The sequence below is a fragment of the Streptomyces sp. Tek67B01 genome (genome assembly GCF_055231995.1).
This window is the reverse complement of the sequence record NZ_JBUYUY010000001.1, coordinates 5544617-5559793: the sequence shown is the minus strand read 5'-3', so window position 1 is coordinate 5559793 and position 15177 is coordinate 5544617. Positions and strand designations below refer to the sequence as shown.

Here is a 15177-nt window from a genome sequence, read left to right as displayed (position 1 = left end):
ACCCCGCCGGGCGCCTCCTCAGGCGACCGGCTCGCCGATGCCCAGCAGGTTCCCCTCGCTGTCGCGGAACCAGGCGGCGCGTTCCCCCCGGGCCCCCTTGCTGGGGTAGTTGCCCTCGATGTCGGCGATCCCGTCCCGCGTCCGGAACCCGGGTACGTCGACCTCCTCGAACACCACACCGCGCCGCCTGAGCTGCGACACGGCCGTCTCCAGGTCGTCGACCTCCCACCCCATCTGGGTGAAGGTGCCGGACGAACTCCCCGTCGACCGGAACACCGCGAACTCCGTGCTGCCGCACCGGTACAGCAGCCCGCCCGGCCGTTCGTCCACGGGCTCCAGACCGAGCCGCTCGGAGTAGAAGCGCCGCGCGCGGTCCAGGTCCGCGGCCGGAAGCCGGGTCGCCACGCGTCCCCGGGCCAGTACGTTCTCGTCGTCTGCGTTCATGTGCCCACTGTGCCGTGGCCGCCGCCCGCGGGGAGGGAGGCACCGGGGACGGCATGGCGCCCCCGGACGAGCCGGGAAATTGCCACCGGGTGCGCTCTACCGCGCCCCCGCCCCGAAGCGCACAATCACCCTGACTGCCCGCGTCGAACGTGAGGGAGGGAGCGCGTGCGCGATCTGGTGCGCACCGCCGACGGCCGCGCCCTGATGGTGGAGCGCTGGGGGGACCCGGACGGCAAGCCCGTCTTCCTCCTCCACGGCACCCCCGGCAGCCGTCTGGGACCGGCCCCGCGCGGCATGGTCCTCTACCAGCGGCGGGTACAGCTCATCGCCTACGACCGCCCCGGCTACGGCGGCTCCGACCGCCACCCGGGCCGCACCGTCGCCGACGTCGCCCAAGAGGTGGCCACGATCGCCGACGCGCTCGGCCTCGACAGCTTCGCCGTCGCCGGCCGCTCCGGCGGCGGTCCCGGCGCGCTGGCCTGCGCCGCCCTGCTCCCGGACCGGGTCACCCGCACGGCGGCCCTGGTCCCGCTCGCGCCCCGGGACGCGGAGGACCTCGACTGGTTCGACGGCATGGCCGCCTCGAACGTCGAGGAGTACACCAGGGCCTACGACGACCCCGAGGAGTTCGCCGCCCGGCTGATCCCCCGCGCCGACGGAATCCGCAAGGACCCCCGCCGGCTGCTGGAGGAACTGCGCCGGGAGCTGACGGAGAACGACCGCGTGATCGTCGCGGACGCGGGCCTGCGGGCGATGCTGCTGCGCAACTACCGTGAAGGCGTGCGTACTTCGGCGTACGGCTGGATCGACGACGCGATGGCCTTCAGTGGCCCGTGGGGTTTCGACCCCGCCGACATCCGCTGCCCGGTGCTGATCTGGCACGGCGAGCTGGACGTGTTCTCGCCCGTCGGCCACTCCCGCTGGCTGGCGCGCCGCATCCCGGGCGCCACCACCACCTTCGACCCGGCCGCCGCCCACTTCGCGGCCCTGCGCGCGCTGCCCGACGTACTGACCTGGCTGCTGCGCGACCTGCCGGCGCCGCTCCCGGGCGAACAGCAGCCGGCCTGAGCGGGTTCCGGCTCAGCCGACCGGGTGCTCGGGCTCGTAGTTGGTCAGGACGCACCCGTCGACCTGCGACCGCTCCAGCCGGTACCCGGTCGGGGCGGAGAAGCCGGGCGTGCAGTTCAGGTAGAGGAACTGCGACTGGTACAGGCCGAACCGGGCGCTCGGATCGTTGGTCTCCACCGCGACGCCGTCGCCGACGAGCAGCAGGCTCGCGGTGTGCTTGAGCCGGCCGTCGTCCTTGAGGTCGGCCAGTTGGGCGGCCTTCGCCTTGGTTTGGAGCGTCTTCATGTCCCGGACCGTGTCGAGCCAGTTGAGGTCGTGGGCGCGCTGCGCACCGGCCGGCACCCCGCACAGGGCTCGACCGTCCACGCCCCAGTCGAGCGGGTTGCCCTTGACCACGGGGGTGTAGTCGATCGATTCGACCGCCACCGTGTCGGGGTCGGTGGAGAAGTGCGAGCAGTCCACGCTGGGCGCCACCAGCTTCCTCAGCTCGGCGATGCTCGCGGCGTGCGCGAGCCCGAGGCTGCCCTGGGCCGGCTGCCCCGGCTTCTCGCCGCCCGCGTCCTGCGGGGTCTCCAGGTTCGGACTCCCGGAGCCGTCCGAGCTGCCCACGAAGTCGCTGAGGACGCAGCCCTCGACCAGCGCCTTCTCCTTCTTGTACCCCTTGGGTACGGCGAAGGTCGGGTTGCAGGTGAGGATCCGCAGGTCGGACCGGGCGAGGGCGAGGGCCGACTTGGTCTGCGTCGGGGTGACGACGTAGCCCTTGCCGACGAAGACCCGGCTGTTGAGGCCGGAGACCCCGTCACCGCCCTTGATCGCGTCCATGACCTTCTGCTTGTAGCGCTCCTGGAACTCCTTCATGTCGGAGGCGACGTAGAAGACGAGCTCACCGTGCGCGGGCCGGTCGCTGCACACGCCCCGCTGGGTCACGGACCACTGTCCGACACGGGTGAACTCGCTCGTCGGCAGCCGTGGGTCGTCCGGTTCGCCGCTGAGGTCCTCGCAGGAGGTGAACTGCCTTACGTACTGCTGGGCTTCGATGATCGAGCCGCCGGCGGACGGCCGCGCGACGGACGGGGAGGGGCTCGCGCCCGCGCGGCCGGCGGCCGGCGCCGGGTCGCCCTGGCAGGCGGCGAGCGCGGGGAGGGCGGTGAGAACGGCGGTCGCGGCGAGGGTCCGCTGGAGGCGCATGAGGGGTACTTTCGGCCGAACGGCAGGTCAGGGGGGTGGCGTGGACATGCTAAACCCCCTCGCACCGGTGATCGACATCGGTGGTGACCCGGTGTCAGGAATACAGGATCTTGATGTACGGCAAACGGCCGATTACCGCACCTCGAGAATTGCGGCAGCCTTTCCATAGAACGCTTGACCAGGCGTCATGTCCCGGTTGCCAATAGGGTGGGGACGAGTAAAGTCCACGCTTGACACCAGCGGGTCCGCTGGTGCCGCTCCCCTGCCCATTTCGCATGGCCTCCCCGAGGACGGTGTCGTGAACACTTCCGCAACCCCCACGACCAGCACGGTCAAGACCCCCCTGGTCCCGCTCGACCGGATCGACGTCCACAGCGCCTCGGCGGCCGAGACGCTCGGACGCGTCCTGCCCTCGGAAAGCGGTCGTCACGTTCAGGCACCGATGTTCAACTCCGCGCTCTGACACCGGAGCACGCGCTCTAGACTGGTGGAATGACCGGCCTGATCGCATTTCGCGAGATCGTCCTCAAGGTTCACAGCAGATGCGATCTCGCTTGTGATCATTGCTATGTCTACGAACACGCTGATCAGAGCTGGCGAGCCCGGCCGAAAGTGATCTCCCCCGAGGTCATTTCGCAGACCGCGTCGCGGCTCGCCGAACATGCCCGTGACCATGCACTCCCCTCCGTCACGGTGATTCTCCACGGAGGGGAACCCCTGTTGGCGGGCACCGCCCGACTACGCCTCGTGTGCGAGGAGTTCACCCGCGCGCTCGCCGGGACCGCCGCGCTCGACCTTCGGATCCACACCAACGGGCTCCAGCTCACCAGTCGTCGCCTCGACCTCTTCGCCGAATTCGGCGTCCGCGTGGGCATCTCCCTCGACGGGGACCGCGCCGCGAACGACCGCCACCGCCGGTTCGCCGACGGGCGCACCAGTCACCCCCTGGTCCTGGCCGCCGTCGCACTGCTCCGTTCGGAGCCCTACCGCCACCTCTACCAGGGCCTGCTCTGCACCGTGGACGTCGCCAACGACCCCGTCGCCGTGCTGGACGCCCTCGTGGAGCTTCAACCGCCCCGGGTGGACTTCCTGCTCCCCCACGCCACGTGGGAGAACCCGCCCGTCCGGCCCGACGGCGCACCCGACGCGTACGCGCGCTGGCTGCTTCGGGTCTTCGACCACTGGGAGCGGCTCGGCCGGCCGGTCTCCGTACGGCTCTTCGAGTCCCTGCTGTCCACCCTGCGCGGCGGCCCGAGCCTGACCGAGTCCCTGGGCCTCGCCCCGACCGACCTGGTCGTCGTCGAGACGGACGGGACGCTGGAGCAGGTGGACTCCCTCAAGAGCGCCTACGAGGGCGCCGCCGCCACCGGCTTCGACGTCTTCGCCCACTCCTTCGACGAGGTCGCCGCCCACCCCGGGGTACGGGCCCGGCAGCTGGGCCTGGCCGGCGTCAGTGCCACGTGCCGCCGGTGCCCCGTCGTACGTTCGTGCGGCGGCGGTCTGTACACCCACCGCTACCGGGCAGAGCCGGGCGCCGAGGGCGGCTTCGACCACCCCTCCGTGTACTGCACCGACCTGCGCGAGCTGGTGGACGGCGTCGAGGGCCGCACCGCGTCCCGGCAGACCGCGCCGGAGCTCACCGACCCGGCCGAACTGGCCCGCTCGCAGGAGCGGCTGACCCGGGTCCTGCTCGCCCGGCTGAACGCCGACCGTACGGGTGATCCCGACTGGGCGCGGTACTGGGAGCTGCTGGCCCGCGTGGAGCGGGCGGGCGAGCCGGGCGCGCGGGCCCTGGGCGCCGTACTGGACCACCCCTTCACCCGCACCTGGGTCCTGGAGGCCCTGGACGCCGGGCGGGAAGGGCGCCCGGACGGCCCCGGCGCGGCGCGCAGGCTGGCCGCGCTGGCCGCCGCGGCCGTGCTGCGGGGCGGGCTGGACCTGCCGGCCGAGGTGCCCTACCGGGACGGCGAGGTGTACCTGCCGACGCTGGGGCTGCTGCGGCTGGGCGCCCCTGGCACGGAGGGCCGGGCCGCGCTGTGGGCCACCGGGTCGGGGTACGCGGTTCGCGACGGCCGCGCCGAGCACCGTTTCGGTCCGGCGGCGGGGGACGCGCGTTGGCTGCCCGTACGGAGTTGGTCGCCGCCCGGGCCGGACAGCGCCCCGGTGGCGTTGGAGGACCTCGACCCGTACCGCAACTGCTTCGCCCGCCCGCCCCGGCTGCGGCTGGGGGCCCGGGAGGCCGAGGAGTGGCGGGGCCGCCTCGACGCGGCCTGGGCGCTGTTGCACGCCGCCGTCCCGGAGTTCGCCCGGGCCGCCGCGGCGGGGCTGACGACGCTGACCCCGCTCGCGGGCGGTCCGCGGGCGCACGGCTGGGGCGAGGCGGGGCGGCACGGCCCGGGGGCGCTCGGAGTGCCGTACGGCGCCGGGGTCCGGGAGACGGCCCTGGCCCTGCTGACGGGGCGGCGGCGGGCGCGGCTGCGGGCGCTGACCGAGGTGGCGGACCTGTACGCGCTCGACGGGCAGTGGCAGCACCCCTCGCCCTGGCGGGAGCGCCCGGTCCCGGTGTCCCGGCTGCTGGCCGACGTGCACGAGCGGGTGGCGGTGGAGGCGTACCGGCGGGCCACGGCCGCCCCCGAACCGGGGGCGTCGGACCGTATCCAGCGGGCCCTGGACCGGCTGGCCGGTGCGGCCGAGTTGACCAGTACCGGCAAGCGGCTGGTGGCGGAGTTGCGGTGGGAGTCCAAGGCGGTCGACGCGTGACGTCTCCCGGCGACCCGGGGGCGCCCGCGCTGGCCGGGGAGTTACGCCGGCTCGGGGTGCGGCCGGCCGCGCCCCTGCTGGTGCACGCGGCGCTCGGCGGCACCGGCCTGCGGACCGAGTCGCTGCGCGACGCCCTGACGGGCGTGCTGGGTCGGGACGGCACCCTGGTCGTACCCGCCTTCACCTCGGAGAACTCCCTTACCTCCACGGCGCACCTGGAGCGGATCGCGGGTCTTTCGCCCTCGCGGGTGCGGGAGTTCCGGGCCCGGATGCCCGCGTTCGACCCGCGGCGGACCCCGAGTCAGGGCGTGGGGCGCTTCGCCGAGACGGTCCGGACCTCCCCGGGCGCCGCGCGCAGCGCGCACCCGCAGACCTCCTTCGCGGCGCTCGGAAAGGGCGCGCGGCGGTTGTGCGCAGGTCACCGCCTCGAATGCCATCTGGGCGAGGAGTCACCCCTGGGGAAAATGTGCGGGGAGGGTGGCCAGGTACTCATGATCAATGTGGGATTTTCGGCCTGCACCGCTTTCCATCTGGCGGAGTACCGAATTCCGAAGCCCCTCTTGCGCATGTACGACTGTGTGGTGAAGGTGAACCTTCCGGGGGGCCGGCAGGGGGAGGGGTGGACGACGTACGAGGACGTCGCGCTGGACGACAGTGATTTCGAAGAGATCGGCGACGCGTTCCCGGATTCACGCTTGCGCAGGGGTCGGCTGGGAGGGGCGACTGCCGTGCTCTTCTCGATTCCCGATGCCGTTGGTCACGCAATCGACTGGATGACCGAAAACAGACGCTGATTGACTGAACCATGAGGGGATGTGGCGAAGCAGCTCCGGAATGATGTTCCTTCGCTCGCATCTTCGGGACGGGGGTCGTGTGCCCGCATCAGTGCAGCCGTACTTCTTTCTCAGTTATGCGCATACGCCGAGATTCGGGGCCGGGGGGCCCGACCCCGACATGTGGGTCGAGCGGCTCTTCCGCGATCTCTGCAACCACGTCATGGCGCTGACTGATCTCCCCGCCGGTTCCGAGGCCGGCTTCATGGACCGCGAGATACGCAGCGGCGAGGGCTGGTCGGAACGGCTCGCGGCGGCGCTCGCCACCTGCCGGGTCTTCGTCCCCCTGTTCTCGCCGCGCTACTTCGCCAGTGAGATGTGCGGGAAGGAGTGGTTCGCCTTCGCGCAGCGCGCGATCCAGCACGGCGCGCGCCACAACGAGCCGGCGCCGGAGGCCATCGTGCCGGCCCTGTGGGTTCCGGTGCCGGCGACCCACATGCCGGGCCCGGCCTCGCGGTTGCAGTTCAACCACAACACCTTCGGCGAGCGCTACGTCACCGACGGCCTGTACGGCCTGATCAAGCTCCGCGGCTACGCGGAGCAGTACGAGGCGGCCGTGTACGAGCTCGCCAAACGCATCGTGCACGTCGCCGAGACCGTACGCATCGACCCGATCAAACCGCTGGACTACCGGGTGGTCCCGAGTGCCTTCGGCAGCAACGGCGGCAGCCCGGCCCGCACCCTGCACATCACGGTGGCGGCCGCCTCCCGGCACGACATCCCCGAGGGCCGCAGTCCCGAGTACTACGGGGACAACGCGCTGGAGTGGAACCCGTACCACCCGGTGGCGCAGCGGCCCATCGCCTACGTGGCCGAGGAGGTGATCCGCAACCTCAACTACCAGACCAGTCTGGGCTCGTTCGACGACGAGGCCGGGCACTTCGACAGCAAACAGCCGCCGACGCGGCCGGAGATCCTGATCGTCGACCGTTGGGCGGTGGAGGACGAGCAGCGCCGCCAGCGCCTGGCCGCCTTCGACCAGGAACACCGGCCGTGGATCAACGTGGTCGTGCCCTGGAACCGGTACGACCACCAGAGCCGGGCGAAGGAGGGCGAGCTGGCGGACCGGCTGGAGGGGACGATGCCCGTCAAGATGGGCCAGGGCCGGGCCGCCTGTCGGGCGGCCGCCAACGGCGTGGCCAACATGGAGATGCTCGGGCAGATCCTGCCCCAGGTGGTCGAGGCCGCCGCCCAGCAGTTCCTCAGACACGCCCAGGTGTACCCGCCGGCAGGCGGCACCCACACCGAACGGCCGCGGCTGATCGGGCCGATGGGGATGGACGAGCCGACCCCGCCGCTGCCGCCGCGCGTTCCCTTCCCGCCCGACACCGAGGCGGGCGGCGACGCACCGGGCGGGACCGACACCAACGACGTCAGCGACACAGAGCGGGGGGACACGGATGACAGCCGGTCGTGACAGCCGTGGCGGACGCATCGTCACCTTCTATTCGTACAAGGGCGGTACCGGCCGCACCATGGCGCTGGCGAACACCGCCTGGATCCTGGCCGCCAACGGCAAGCGGGTGCTCGCCGTGGACTGGGACCTGGAGGCGCCGGGCCTGCACCGCTTCTTCCACCCCTTCCTGGACCCCTCCACGCTCGGGGCCACCACCGGGGTCATCGACCTGATCAGCGAGTACGCCTGGGCCGCCACCAGCCCGGTGCAGCGCGCCGACGACTGGCACAAGGACTACGCGCGGATACAGCCGCACGCGGTCTCCCTCACCCCCGAGACGCTGGGTTGGGAGTTCCCCGACGGCGGCACGCTCGACTTCGTCTCCGCGGGCCGGCAGAACCGCGAGTACTCGGCGACCGTGTCCACCTTCGACTGGGACAACTTCTACGACCGCCTCGGAGGCGGCCTCTTCTTCGACGCGTTGCGCGCCGACATGAAGAACAACTACGACTACGTGCTGATCGACAGCCGCACCGGCCTGTCCGACATCGCCGACATATGCACCGTGCACCTGCCGGACGTCCTGGTAGACTGCTTCACCCTCTCCGACCAGTCCATCGACGGCGCCGCCTCCGTGGCCCGGCAGATCGACGAGCGGTTCAACGACCGGGGCATCAAGATCTACCCGGTGCCGATGCGCATCGACGAGGGCGAGAAGGAGAAGGCCGACGCGGGCCGGGCACTGGCCCGGATCAAGTTCGACCGTTTCCCGGGCGGCCTCGTCGGGGACGACCTGACGTCCTACTGGGGCGCCGTGGAGATCCCGTACCGGCCCTACTACGCCTACGAGGAGACGCTGGCCACCTTCGGGGACGAGGCCGGGCTCACCAACTCCCTGCTCTCGGCGTTCGAGCGGCTCACCGCCGTGGTCACCGAAGGCGGCATCACCTCCATGCCGGCCATCGCCGAGGACGTGCGGATGCGCATCCGGGACGCCTTCACCCGCCGCCGCCCGGCCCTGCCCGCCGACCTGTTCCTCTGCTACGTCGCCGAGAACCGGATGTGGGCCGACTGGATCGAGTCGGTGCTCACCCGGGCCGGTTTCCGCGTGGTGCCCAAGGACGTGTCGGCGGAAGTGACCCCCGCCCCCTCGTCCGGGGACACGCTCGGCGGTTCGGGCATCAGCGTCGAGGGCGCCGCCCGCACGGTCGTGCTGCTCTCCAGCGCCTTCCTCAAGTCCGCGCGCGCCGTCGAGGTGTGGAACCGGGCCGCCGCCGAGGACCCGACGGGGGGCCGGCGTCAGCTGGTGCCGCTGCGGGTGGGCGACGTACGGCTCGCGACGCCGTACATCGACCGCAACCCGGTGGACCTCTTCCGTCTCGACGAGGTGCACGCGACGACCGCCCTGCTGCGCGCGGTGGAGCGGCCCATGGCCCTGAACGACACCGTCAACAGCACCTCCCGGCCCGGCCCCCGGTTTCCGGGCACCGTGCCCAAGATCTGGAACGCGCCGCCCCGCAACACCGGTTTCACCGGGCGCAGCATCGTGCTGGAGCGGATGCGCAACCAGCTCGGCGGCGGGATGGCCGTGGTGCTGCCGCAGCCACAGACCCTGTACGGGCTCGGCGGCGTCGGCAAGACCCAGGTCGCCCTGGAGTACGTGCACCGGTTCATGGCGGACTACGACCTGGTCTGGTGGATCTCCTCGGAGCAGACCGACGACGTGGTCGCGGCCCTCGCCGAACTGGCGGTACGGCTGGGCGCCCAGACGGGCGAGGACATGGCGGCCGCCTCCCAGGAGGCGATCGACCTGCTGAGGCGTGGCGTGCCCACCTCGCGCTGGCTGCTGGTCTTCGACAACGCCGACGACCCCGAGGCGCTCAAGCGGTTCTTCCCGCCGGGCGGCCCGGGGCACGTACTGGTCACCTCGCGCAACCAGTCCTGGTCGCAGTACGGGGACGCCCTGCCGGTGGACGTGTTCTTGCGCGAGGAGTCCGTCGAGCACCTCCAGCGACGGGCCCCCGGGCTCTCCCACGAGGACGCCGAGCAGGTGGCCATAGCGGTGGGCGACCTGCCGCTCGCCGTCGAGCAGGCGGGTGCCTGGATCGCGGAGACCGCCACGCCCGTCTCCGCGTACCTGGAACAGCTGGCGCAGCAGGCCGCGAGCGTGCTGGGGCTGAACCAGCCGGCCGGCTACCCGGAGCCGGTCGCCGCGACCTGGAACGTCTCCATCGAGCGCCTCCAGTCCCGCTCCCCGGCCGCCGTACGGCTGTTGCAGCTGTGCGCCTTCTTCGCGCCCGAGCCGATATCGGCGAACCTCCTCTACAGCAAGGAAATGATCAACGCCCTCAAACCGTACGACTCCTCCCTCCAGGAGAAGCTGATGCTGGGGCGGGTGATCCGGGAGATCGGCCGGTTCGCGATGGCCAAGGTCGACCAGGTCGGCAACAGCATCCAGGTGCACCGCCTGGTCCAGGCCGTGATCCGGGCGCAGTTGTCGCAGGAGGAGCAGCGCGAGGCCCGGCACGCCGTGCACCGCATCCTGGCGGGTGCCCGGCCCGATGACGACGAGCCCATAGACAATCCGGCCACCTGGCCGCGGTTCAACACCATCTGGCCGCACCTGACGCCTTCCGAAGCCCGGTTCTGCAAGGAGCCGGAGACCCGCCGACTGCTGATCGACCGGGTGCGCTACCTGTGGAAGCGCGGCGACTTCAAGGCCGCGTACCAGCTCGGCGAGGAGCTGCGCGAGGTGTGGAAGGAGATGCTGGGCGACAGCGACCTCCAGTACCTGTACCTGCGCTTCCACCTGTCGAACATCCTGCGCTCGCAGGGCCGGTTCGTGGAGGCGAAGGAACTGGACGAGGTCACCCTGGAACGGCAGCGGACCGCGCTCGGCCCCTCCCACCCGCACACGTACATGACCACCAGCGGTCTCGCGATGGACCTGGGGGCGCTCGGCCGCTACGGCGAGGCGATGGAGTTGGCGACGGCCGCGCACGAGGGCTTCGGGCAGATCTTCCACGAGGCGCACCCCAGGACCCTGGCCGCCGCGAACAACCTGGCCCTGAACCTGCGCATGGTCGGGCAGTACTCCCGGGCCCGGGAGATCGACCAGGAGGTGTTCGACCGGCGCACCGAGGTACTGGGCCCGGACCACCCGTACACCCTGTCCTCGGCGCAGAACCTGGCCCGTGACCTGCGCGAGGTCGGCCGGTACGACGATTCGGTGCAGTTGCTGAGCCGGACGTACGACATCTACAAGCGGACGCTGGGCCGGGCCTTCCCGGGCACCCTGTCCGCGGCGAAGAACCTGGCGGTGTCGCTGCGCAGGGCGGGCGACCTGGAGGACGCGCTGCGGCTGACGACCGCCACGCGCAACCGCTACCGCGCCAAGTACACGTCCGTCAACCCGGACCTGCTGGCCTGTGAACTCAACCTGGCGGCCGACCTGTTCGCGACCGGGGACCCGGGCGCGGCGCGGGACCTGGCGCAGGAGGTGGTGGACGAGTACGTGAAGGTGCCGGGCGAGCGGCACCCGTACACCCTGGCGGCCGTCAACAACCTGGCCGTCTTCCACTGGGGCACGGGCTCGGCGGACACGGCGGAGCCGATGCTGCGCCAGACGATCCGGCACATGCGCGAGGTGCTGGGCGACAACCACCCGCACACCATCTTCGGGAACCTGAACCTCGCCAACGCCCTCGCCGACCTCGGGGACCCGGAGGGCGCGTTGGAGCTGGAGCGGCTGGTGGTACTGCGGCTGCGCGAGGCGCTCGGGGCGCACCACCCGGAGACCCTGGCGGCCGCCTCGAACATGGCGGTGAGCCTGGACATGATGGGCCGCAAGGAGGAGGCGGCCCGGGTACGGACGGAGACGGTGGGCGAGCTGACGCGCCTGCTCGGCGAGGACCACGGTCTGACCCGCTACGCCCGCGACGAGCGACGGGTCCACCGCGACCTGGAGCCGCTCGCCGTGTGATCCGACGGAGGGCGGTCCCCGCACGGGCCGCCCTCCGCCCCTACAGCAGACCTGGGGGGTTGCTGTGAGCGACAGCATGACGTTCCGGAACGAGGACCTGCCGGCCCTCTTCCACCACACCGACCAGGCGGCGATCTCCCGGCAGCGGGAGTCCACCCGGGCCACGCGCCGGCAGCTGATGCTGCTGGTGGCGGCCGCGGCGGCCGCCACCTTGCCCTCCGCACCCGCCGCGGGCCCGCTGCACCTGTTCGGCGCGCTGAGCGCGCTGGCCTACGCCGGGGTGCTGGCGGTGGGCGTACGGGCGACCCGGCGCCGGGCCCGCCCGCAATGGCAGCTCAACCGGAGCGCCGCGGAGTTCATCAAGTCCCTGGCCTGGCGGTACGCGGTGCACGGGGCGCCGTTCGGCAGTGACGTCGGCGCCCCGGAGGCGACGTACCGGACCCGGTTGGAGGCGGGGCTGGACGAGCTGCGCAAGATGGGCTGGGAAGATCCCCGCGCCGCGGGCCTGGTGCCGGAGGGCGGGGAGATCACCGGGGCGATGCAGCGGCTGCGCGGACTGGGGTACCAGGTACGCCGGGAGACGTACGTGCGGGACCGGTTGATCGAGCAGCGCAACTGGTACCAGCGCAAGACGGAGGTGTCCCGGCGGGCGACGGCGCTGTGGTCCTGGACGATCGTGCTGCTGACGTGCGTGGCGCTGCTGTTCGCGCTGCTCGGCGCGTTCGGCTCGGGGCCGGGCCCGGCCCTCACGGCGTTGCTGAGCGCCGCCGCGGCGGCGGCCATCGCCTGGAACGAGGTCAGGCGCCACCATCCGCTGATCGAGGCGCACACGCTGATCGAGCAGGACCTCTCGGCGATGATGGTCGTGATGCAGACGACGATCACCGAGTCGCAGTGGCCCTCGGCGGTGTACGAGACGGAGCGCTACGTCTCCCCCCAGCACACGGACTGGCTCGCCCGACACAGCAGTTGAGCGGTGGCACGTGCGGGGCGTGACTCATTCCCGGGTCACGCCCTCGCGCCAGATGACGGTGACGGGTTTGCCGAGCGCCCGGGCGTAGGCGACGATCTCGCCGGTGCCGCCGTGCCCGCGGGCCGGGAGGCCGTCCCAGACGGCGACCAGACGGTCGCAGGATTCGGCGATGTAGGTGCCTGCGGCGTAGTACGCCTCGTCGGTGGAGCGGGCGAATCCCATCCGTACTTCCTGGGCGGCCCGGCGCCTGAGCCGCCGGTAGCGGGCCAGGGCTTCGGCGTCCGCGAAGTCGTCCTCGTAGTCCTCGCTGGGGATCACCACGGTGAGGTCCGCGCCGCATTCCAGGGCGATGCCGGCGAACAACTGGTCCGCTCCCTCCGCGAGGCTGGAGAGCACCTCCAACGGCCCCTCGCGGCCGCACAGTACGACCCGCAGGCACTGCCTGACGTGTCCGAGCGCCTCGACGGGAATCGACCGGTGGCCGGTCACCCCGATGCGTTTCATACGGAAACCTGCCTCCCCCCGGAAACACGGACGCCCTGGACATCCTCCCAGAAGGAGGGAGGACGTCCAGGGGTGCGCGGGCGCGGGTGGCTCAGTACACGCTGACGCCGTAGGCGTTCAGGGCTTCCACGACGGGCTGGAAGAAGGTGGTCCCGCCGGAGGAGCAGTTGCCGCTGCCGCCGGAGGTGAGGCCGACCGCGCGGCTTCCGGAGTAGAGCGGGCCGCCGCTGTCGCCGGGCTCCGCGCAGACATTGGTCTTGATCATGCCGTAGACGATGTCGCCGTTGCCGTAGTTGACGGTGGCGTTGAGCCCGGTGACCGTGCCGCCTTGGACTCCGGTGGTGGAGCCGCGCCGGGTGACGGACATGCCGGTGGTGGCGTCGACGGCGCTGGTGATGTCCTGGCTGCCGACGGTGCCGGGCGGCACGGGCGAGTTGCTCGCGTACTTGATCAGTCCGTAGTCATTGGTGGGGAAACTGGAACCGACGGTGGTGCCGATGGTGCTGCTGTGGGAGGTACTGGTCCACCAGGTGCCCGCGCCGTCGGTGCAGTGCCCGGCGGTGAGGATGTAGTAGTTGCTGCCGCTCCTGACGTTGAAGCCGAGCGAGCAGCGCCAGCTCGACGCGTAGATGGCGTCGCCGCCCGAGAGCAGCTTGCGCAGCTTGCCGGAGGTGCGCTCGATCCGCAGGGCCGCGGCGTCGGCCCCGGCCTCGCGGCGGATCCTGGCGATGTCGGCCGCCGTGACGGTGGAGTCGGCGGTGACCACGAGGGTTCCGGTGGCGGGGTCGGTGTTCCAGGCCGTGCCGGCGACGTCGGCACGCAGGACGGAGGCCTCGGCCGAGGCCAGCCGGGCGGCACTGAAGCCGCTGTCCTTGATGTCCGCGCTGGCGGCGGTGGGCAGCGCGAGCGCGGCGACGGCGGCGGCGCCGACGGCGGCTGCGAGCAGCCTGGTACGGGTGATCTTGGTCCTCACTTCGTCCTCCCGGTAAGGGATCGGGGCCCGGCGCGTGGGGGTGCCGGTGCCTGTGAGGGAGCGGCCGGGGGCACGGGAACGCCTCAGCCTTCGCCGTGCCCCTGACAAGTCCCTTGAGAGACGCTGACGGGAGTGTCCTGGCGTCAGATTGTTGGAGCAAGGGCGCCTTTCAGCCTCCGCTCACCCGCCGCGACCGCGAACGGCAGGGTGTTGCCGGGCGGGGGAAAGGGGCAGATGAAGTGATCGGCGAAGGCACAGGGCGGCAGCAGCGCCCGGTTGAAATCGACGGTGACGGAGCGGTCCGCGGCGGGCGTACCGGGCCGCAGGAAACGGAAACGGTAACTGGAGACGCCGCTGGTGGCATCGGCGAAGACCGCCCAGAGGCTGCCGTCCTCGCGGTCCACCGCGACCTGGAGGGTGTGTTCCACGCCCCCGTGGACGAAGCTCAGCTCGCCGCCGAGGCCGAGCCCCCGGACCCGGCCGTCGGCGTTCTCGACCTGGACGGTCTGGTCCTCGCCGTAGGGGCGGAAGTGGCCCGCGAGCACGAAGTCGGGATCGTAGGGGCCCGCCTCGATACCGCCGAAGGCACGCCTGGTCGCCGCGGCCGGGTCGAAGACGCGGACCGCCCACTCCCCCTCCCGCAGGACGACCACGAGGCGTACGTCCCCGGTCGTGACCCGCGATCGCGAGGCCGGACCGTCGTCGGCGGCGAGTTCGGCCTCCCCCGTGAAGGGCTCGCCGTCGAGGCCGAGGCCGTCCTTGGGTCCGGCGCTCAGGGCCACCGCGCCCTCGGTGACGCGCCAGCGTCCCGGAACGGCCGGAATTCGACCGTCCGGGTAGTCGGCGAGCCAGTGCGTGCCGGTCAGGGAGAGTGGTCCGTAAGGGGCGGACACGGTGGCCAGGCGGCGCTCGTGCCACTGCTTCCAGGCGGTGTCCGGGTCGCCCGCCGCGTGACCGCCCGCTTCGTGATCGCTCATGGCCCTCAGCCCTTCCACACCGGCGGTGAGGGGAACCGCCCGGTACTCCGTCCGGGCCTGCGGGTCACCTGACAGGCGG

The 15177-nt window shown here is 71.8% G+C and carries 12 protein-coding genes; 7 read left to right on the top strand and 5 right to left on the bottom strand.

From position 1 onward, the window contains the following. Window positions 1-18 precede the first annotated feature (18 nt). Window positions 19-444: a VOC family protein gene (locus ACV7NM_RS24975; RefSeq protein ID WP_463412369.1), complete on the bottom strand. Its 426-nt coding sequence runs from the start codon at window positions 442-444 to the stop codon at window positions 19-21. Window positions 445-609: 165 nt separating this feature from the next. On the opposite strand from ACV7NM_RS24975, the gene ACV7NM_RS24970 reads away from it, so the two are divergent. Further along, window positions 610-1512 (top strand): alpha/beta fold hydrolase, encoded by a 903-nt coding sequence (locus tag ACV7NM_RS24970; RefSeq protein WP_463412368.1) that lies wholly within the window; start codon window positions 610-612, stop codon window positions 1510-1512. Between the two features lie 12 nt (window positions 1513-1524). Here the strand turns inward: ACV7NM_RS24970 and ACV7NM_RS24965 are convergent, their stop codons facing one another. Next, a complete protein-coding gene (locus tag ACV7NM_RS24965; RefSeq protein WP_463412367.1) occupies window positions 1525-2700 on the bottom strand; it encodes a hypothetical protein in 1176 nt (391 codons plus the stop codon). Between the two features lie 298 nt (window positions 2701-2998). Between ACV7NM_RS24965 and fxsA the strand changes: the two genes are divergently transcribed. The 6 genes from fxsA to ACV7NM_RS24935 all read left to right on the top strand — a co-directional run bounded on the left by fxsA (window position 2999) and on the right by ACV7NM_RS24935 (window position 12644). Beyond that, entirely contained in the window at window positions 2999-3163 is a 165-nt protein-coding gene (fxsA, locus tag ACV7NM_RS24960) for an FxSxx-COOH cyclophane-containing RiPP peptide (RefSeq protein WP_463412366.1), read from the top strand. Window positions 3164-3192: 29 nt separating this feature from the next. Continuing rightward, the gene (gene fxsBH / locus ACV7NM_RS24955; protein WP_463412365.1) at window positions 3193-5460 is read left to right on the top strand and encodes a radical SAM/SPASM protein FxsBH, inactivated beta-hydroxylase extension form; all 2268 of its coding nucleotides are present in this window, start codon (window positions 3193-3195) and stop codon (window positions 5458-5460) included. Beyond that, window positions 5457-6254 (top strand): AAC(3) family N-acetyltransferase, encoded by a 798-nt coding sequence (locus ACV7NM_RS24950; protein WP_463412364.1) that lies wholly within the window; start codon window positions 5457-5459, stop codon window positions 6252-6254. The genes fxsBH and ACV7NM_RS24950 overlap by 4 nt, the downstream gene beginning before the upstream one ends. Before the next feature lie 43 nt (window positions 6255-6297). Beyond that, window positions 6298-7710: a TIR-like protein FxsC gene (locus ACV7NM_RS24945; RefSeq protein ID WP_463414061.1), complete on the top strand. Its 1413-nt coding sequence runs from the start codon at window positions 6298-6300 to the stop codon at window positions 7708-7710. Next, on the top strand, window positions 7694-11671 hold the full coding sequence (gene fxsT / locus ACV7NM_RS24940) for an FxSxx-COOH system tetratricopeptide repeat protein (RefSeq protein WP_463412363.1): 3978 nt from the start codon (window positions 7694-7696) through the stop codon (window positions 11669-11671). The genes ACV7NM_RS24945 and fxsT overlap by 17 nt, the downstream gene beginning before the upstream one ends. Before the next feature lie 76 nt (window positions 11672-11747). Next, window positions 11748-12644 (top strand): DUF4231 domain-containing protein, encoded by an 897-nt coding sequence (locus tag ACV7NM_RS24935; RefSeq protein ID WP_463412362.1) that lies wholly within the window; start codon window positions 11748-11750, stop codon window positions 12642-12644. 24 nt (window positions 12645-12668) lie between these two features. On the opposite strand, the gene ACV7NM_RS24930 is transcribed toward ACV7NM_RS24935, so the two are convergent. The 3 genes from ACV7NM_RS24930 to ACV7NM_RS24920 form a co-directional block, all read right to left on the bottom strand. After that, window positions 12669-13148 (bottom strand): hypothetical protein, encoded by a 480-nt coding sequence (locus ACV7NM_RS24930; protein WP_463412361.1) that lies wholly within the window; start codon window positions 13146-13148, stop codon window positions 12669-12671. A gap of 91 nt (window positions 13149-13239) precedes the next feature. After that, the gene (locus ACV7NM_RS24925; RefSeq protein WP_463412360.1) at window positions 13240-14121 is read right to left on the bottom strand and encodes a S1 family peptidase; all 882 of its coding nucleotides are present in this window, start codon (window positions 14119-14121) and stop codon (window positions 13240-13242) included. A gap of 143 nt (window positions 14122-14264) precedes the next feature. Beyond that, a complete protein-coding gene (locus ACV7NM_RS24920; RefSeq protein WP_463412359.1) occupies window positions 14265-15098 on the bottom strand; it encodes a DUF1684 domain-containing protein in 834 nt (277 codons plus the stop codon). Window positions 15099-15177 lie beyond the last annotated feature (79 nt).

Bases quoted from the DNA above. Each gene is read 5' to 3' on its own strand.
- fxsBH (WP_463412365.1), top strand. From the start codon at position 3,193: ATGACCGGCCTGATCGCATTTCGCGAGATCGTCCTCAAGGTTCACAGC.
- ACV7NM_RS24920 (WP_463412359.1), bottom strand. From the start codon at position 15,098: ATGAGCGATCACGAAGCGGGCGGTCACGCGGCGGGCGACCCGGACACC.
- ACV7NM_RS24930 (WP_463412361.1), bottom strand. From the start codon at position 13,148: ATGAAACGCATCGGGGTGACCGGCCACCGGTCGATTCCCGTCGAGGCG.
- ACV7NM_RS24945 (WP_463414061.1), top strand. From the start codon at position 6,298: ATGTTCCTTCGCTCGCATCTTCGGGACGGGGGTCGTGTGCCCGCATCA.
- ACV7NM_RS24975 (WP_463412369.1), bottom strand. From the start codon at position 444: ATGAACGCAGACGACGAGAACGTACTGGCCCGGGGACGCGTGGCGACC.
- ACV7NM_RS24935 (WP_463412362.1), top strand. From the start codon at position 11,748: ATGACGTTCCGGAACGAGGACCTGCCGGCCCTCTTCCACCACACCGAC.
- fxsT (WP_463412363.1), top strand. From the start codon at position 7,694: ATGACAGCCGGTCGTGACAGCCGTGGCGGACGCATCGTCACCTTCTAT.
- ACV7NM_RS24965 (WP_463412367.1), bottom strand. From the start codon at position 2,700: ATGCGCCTCCAGCGGACCCTCGCCGCGACCGCCGTTCTCACCGCCCTC.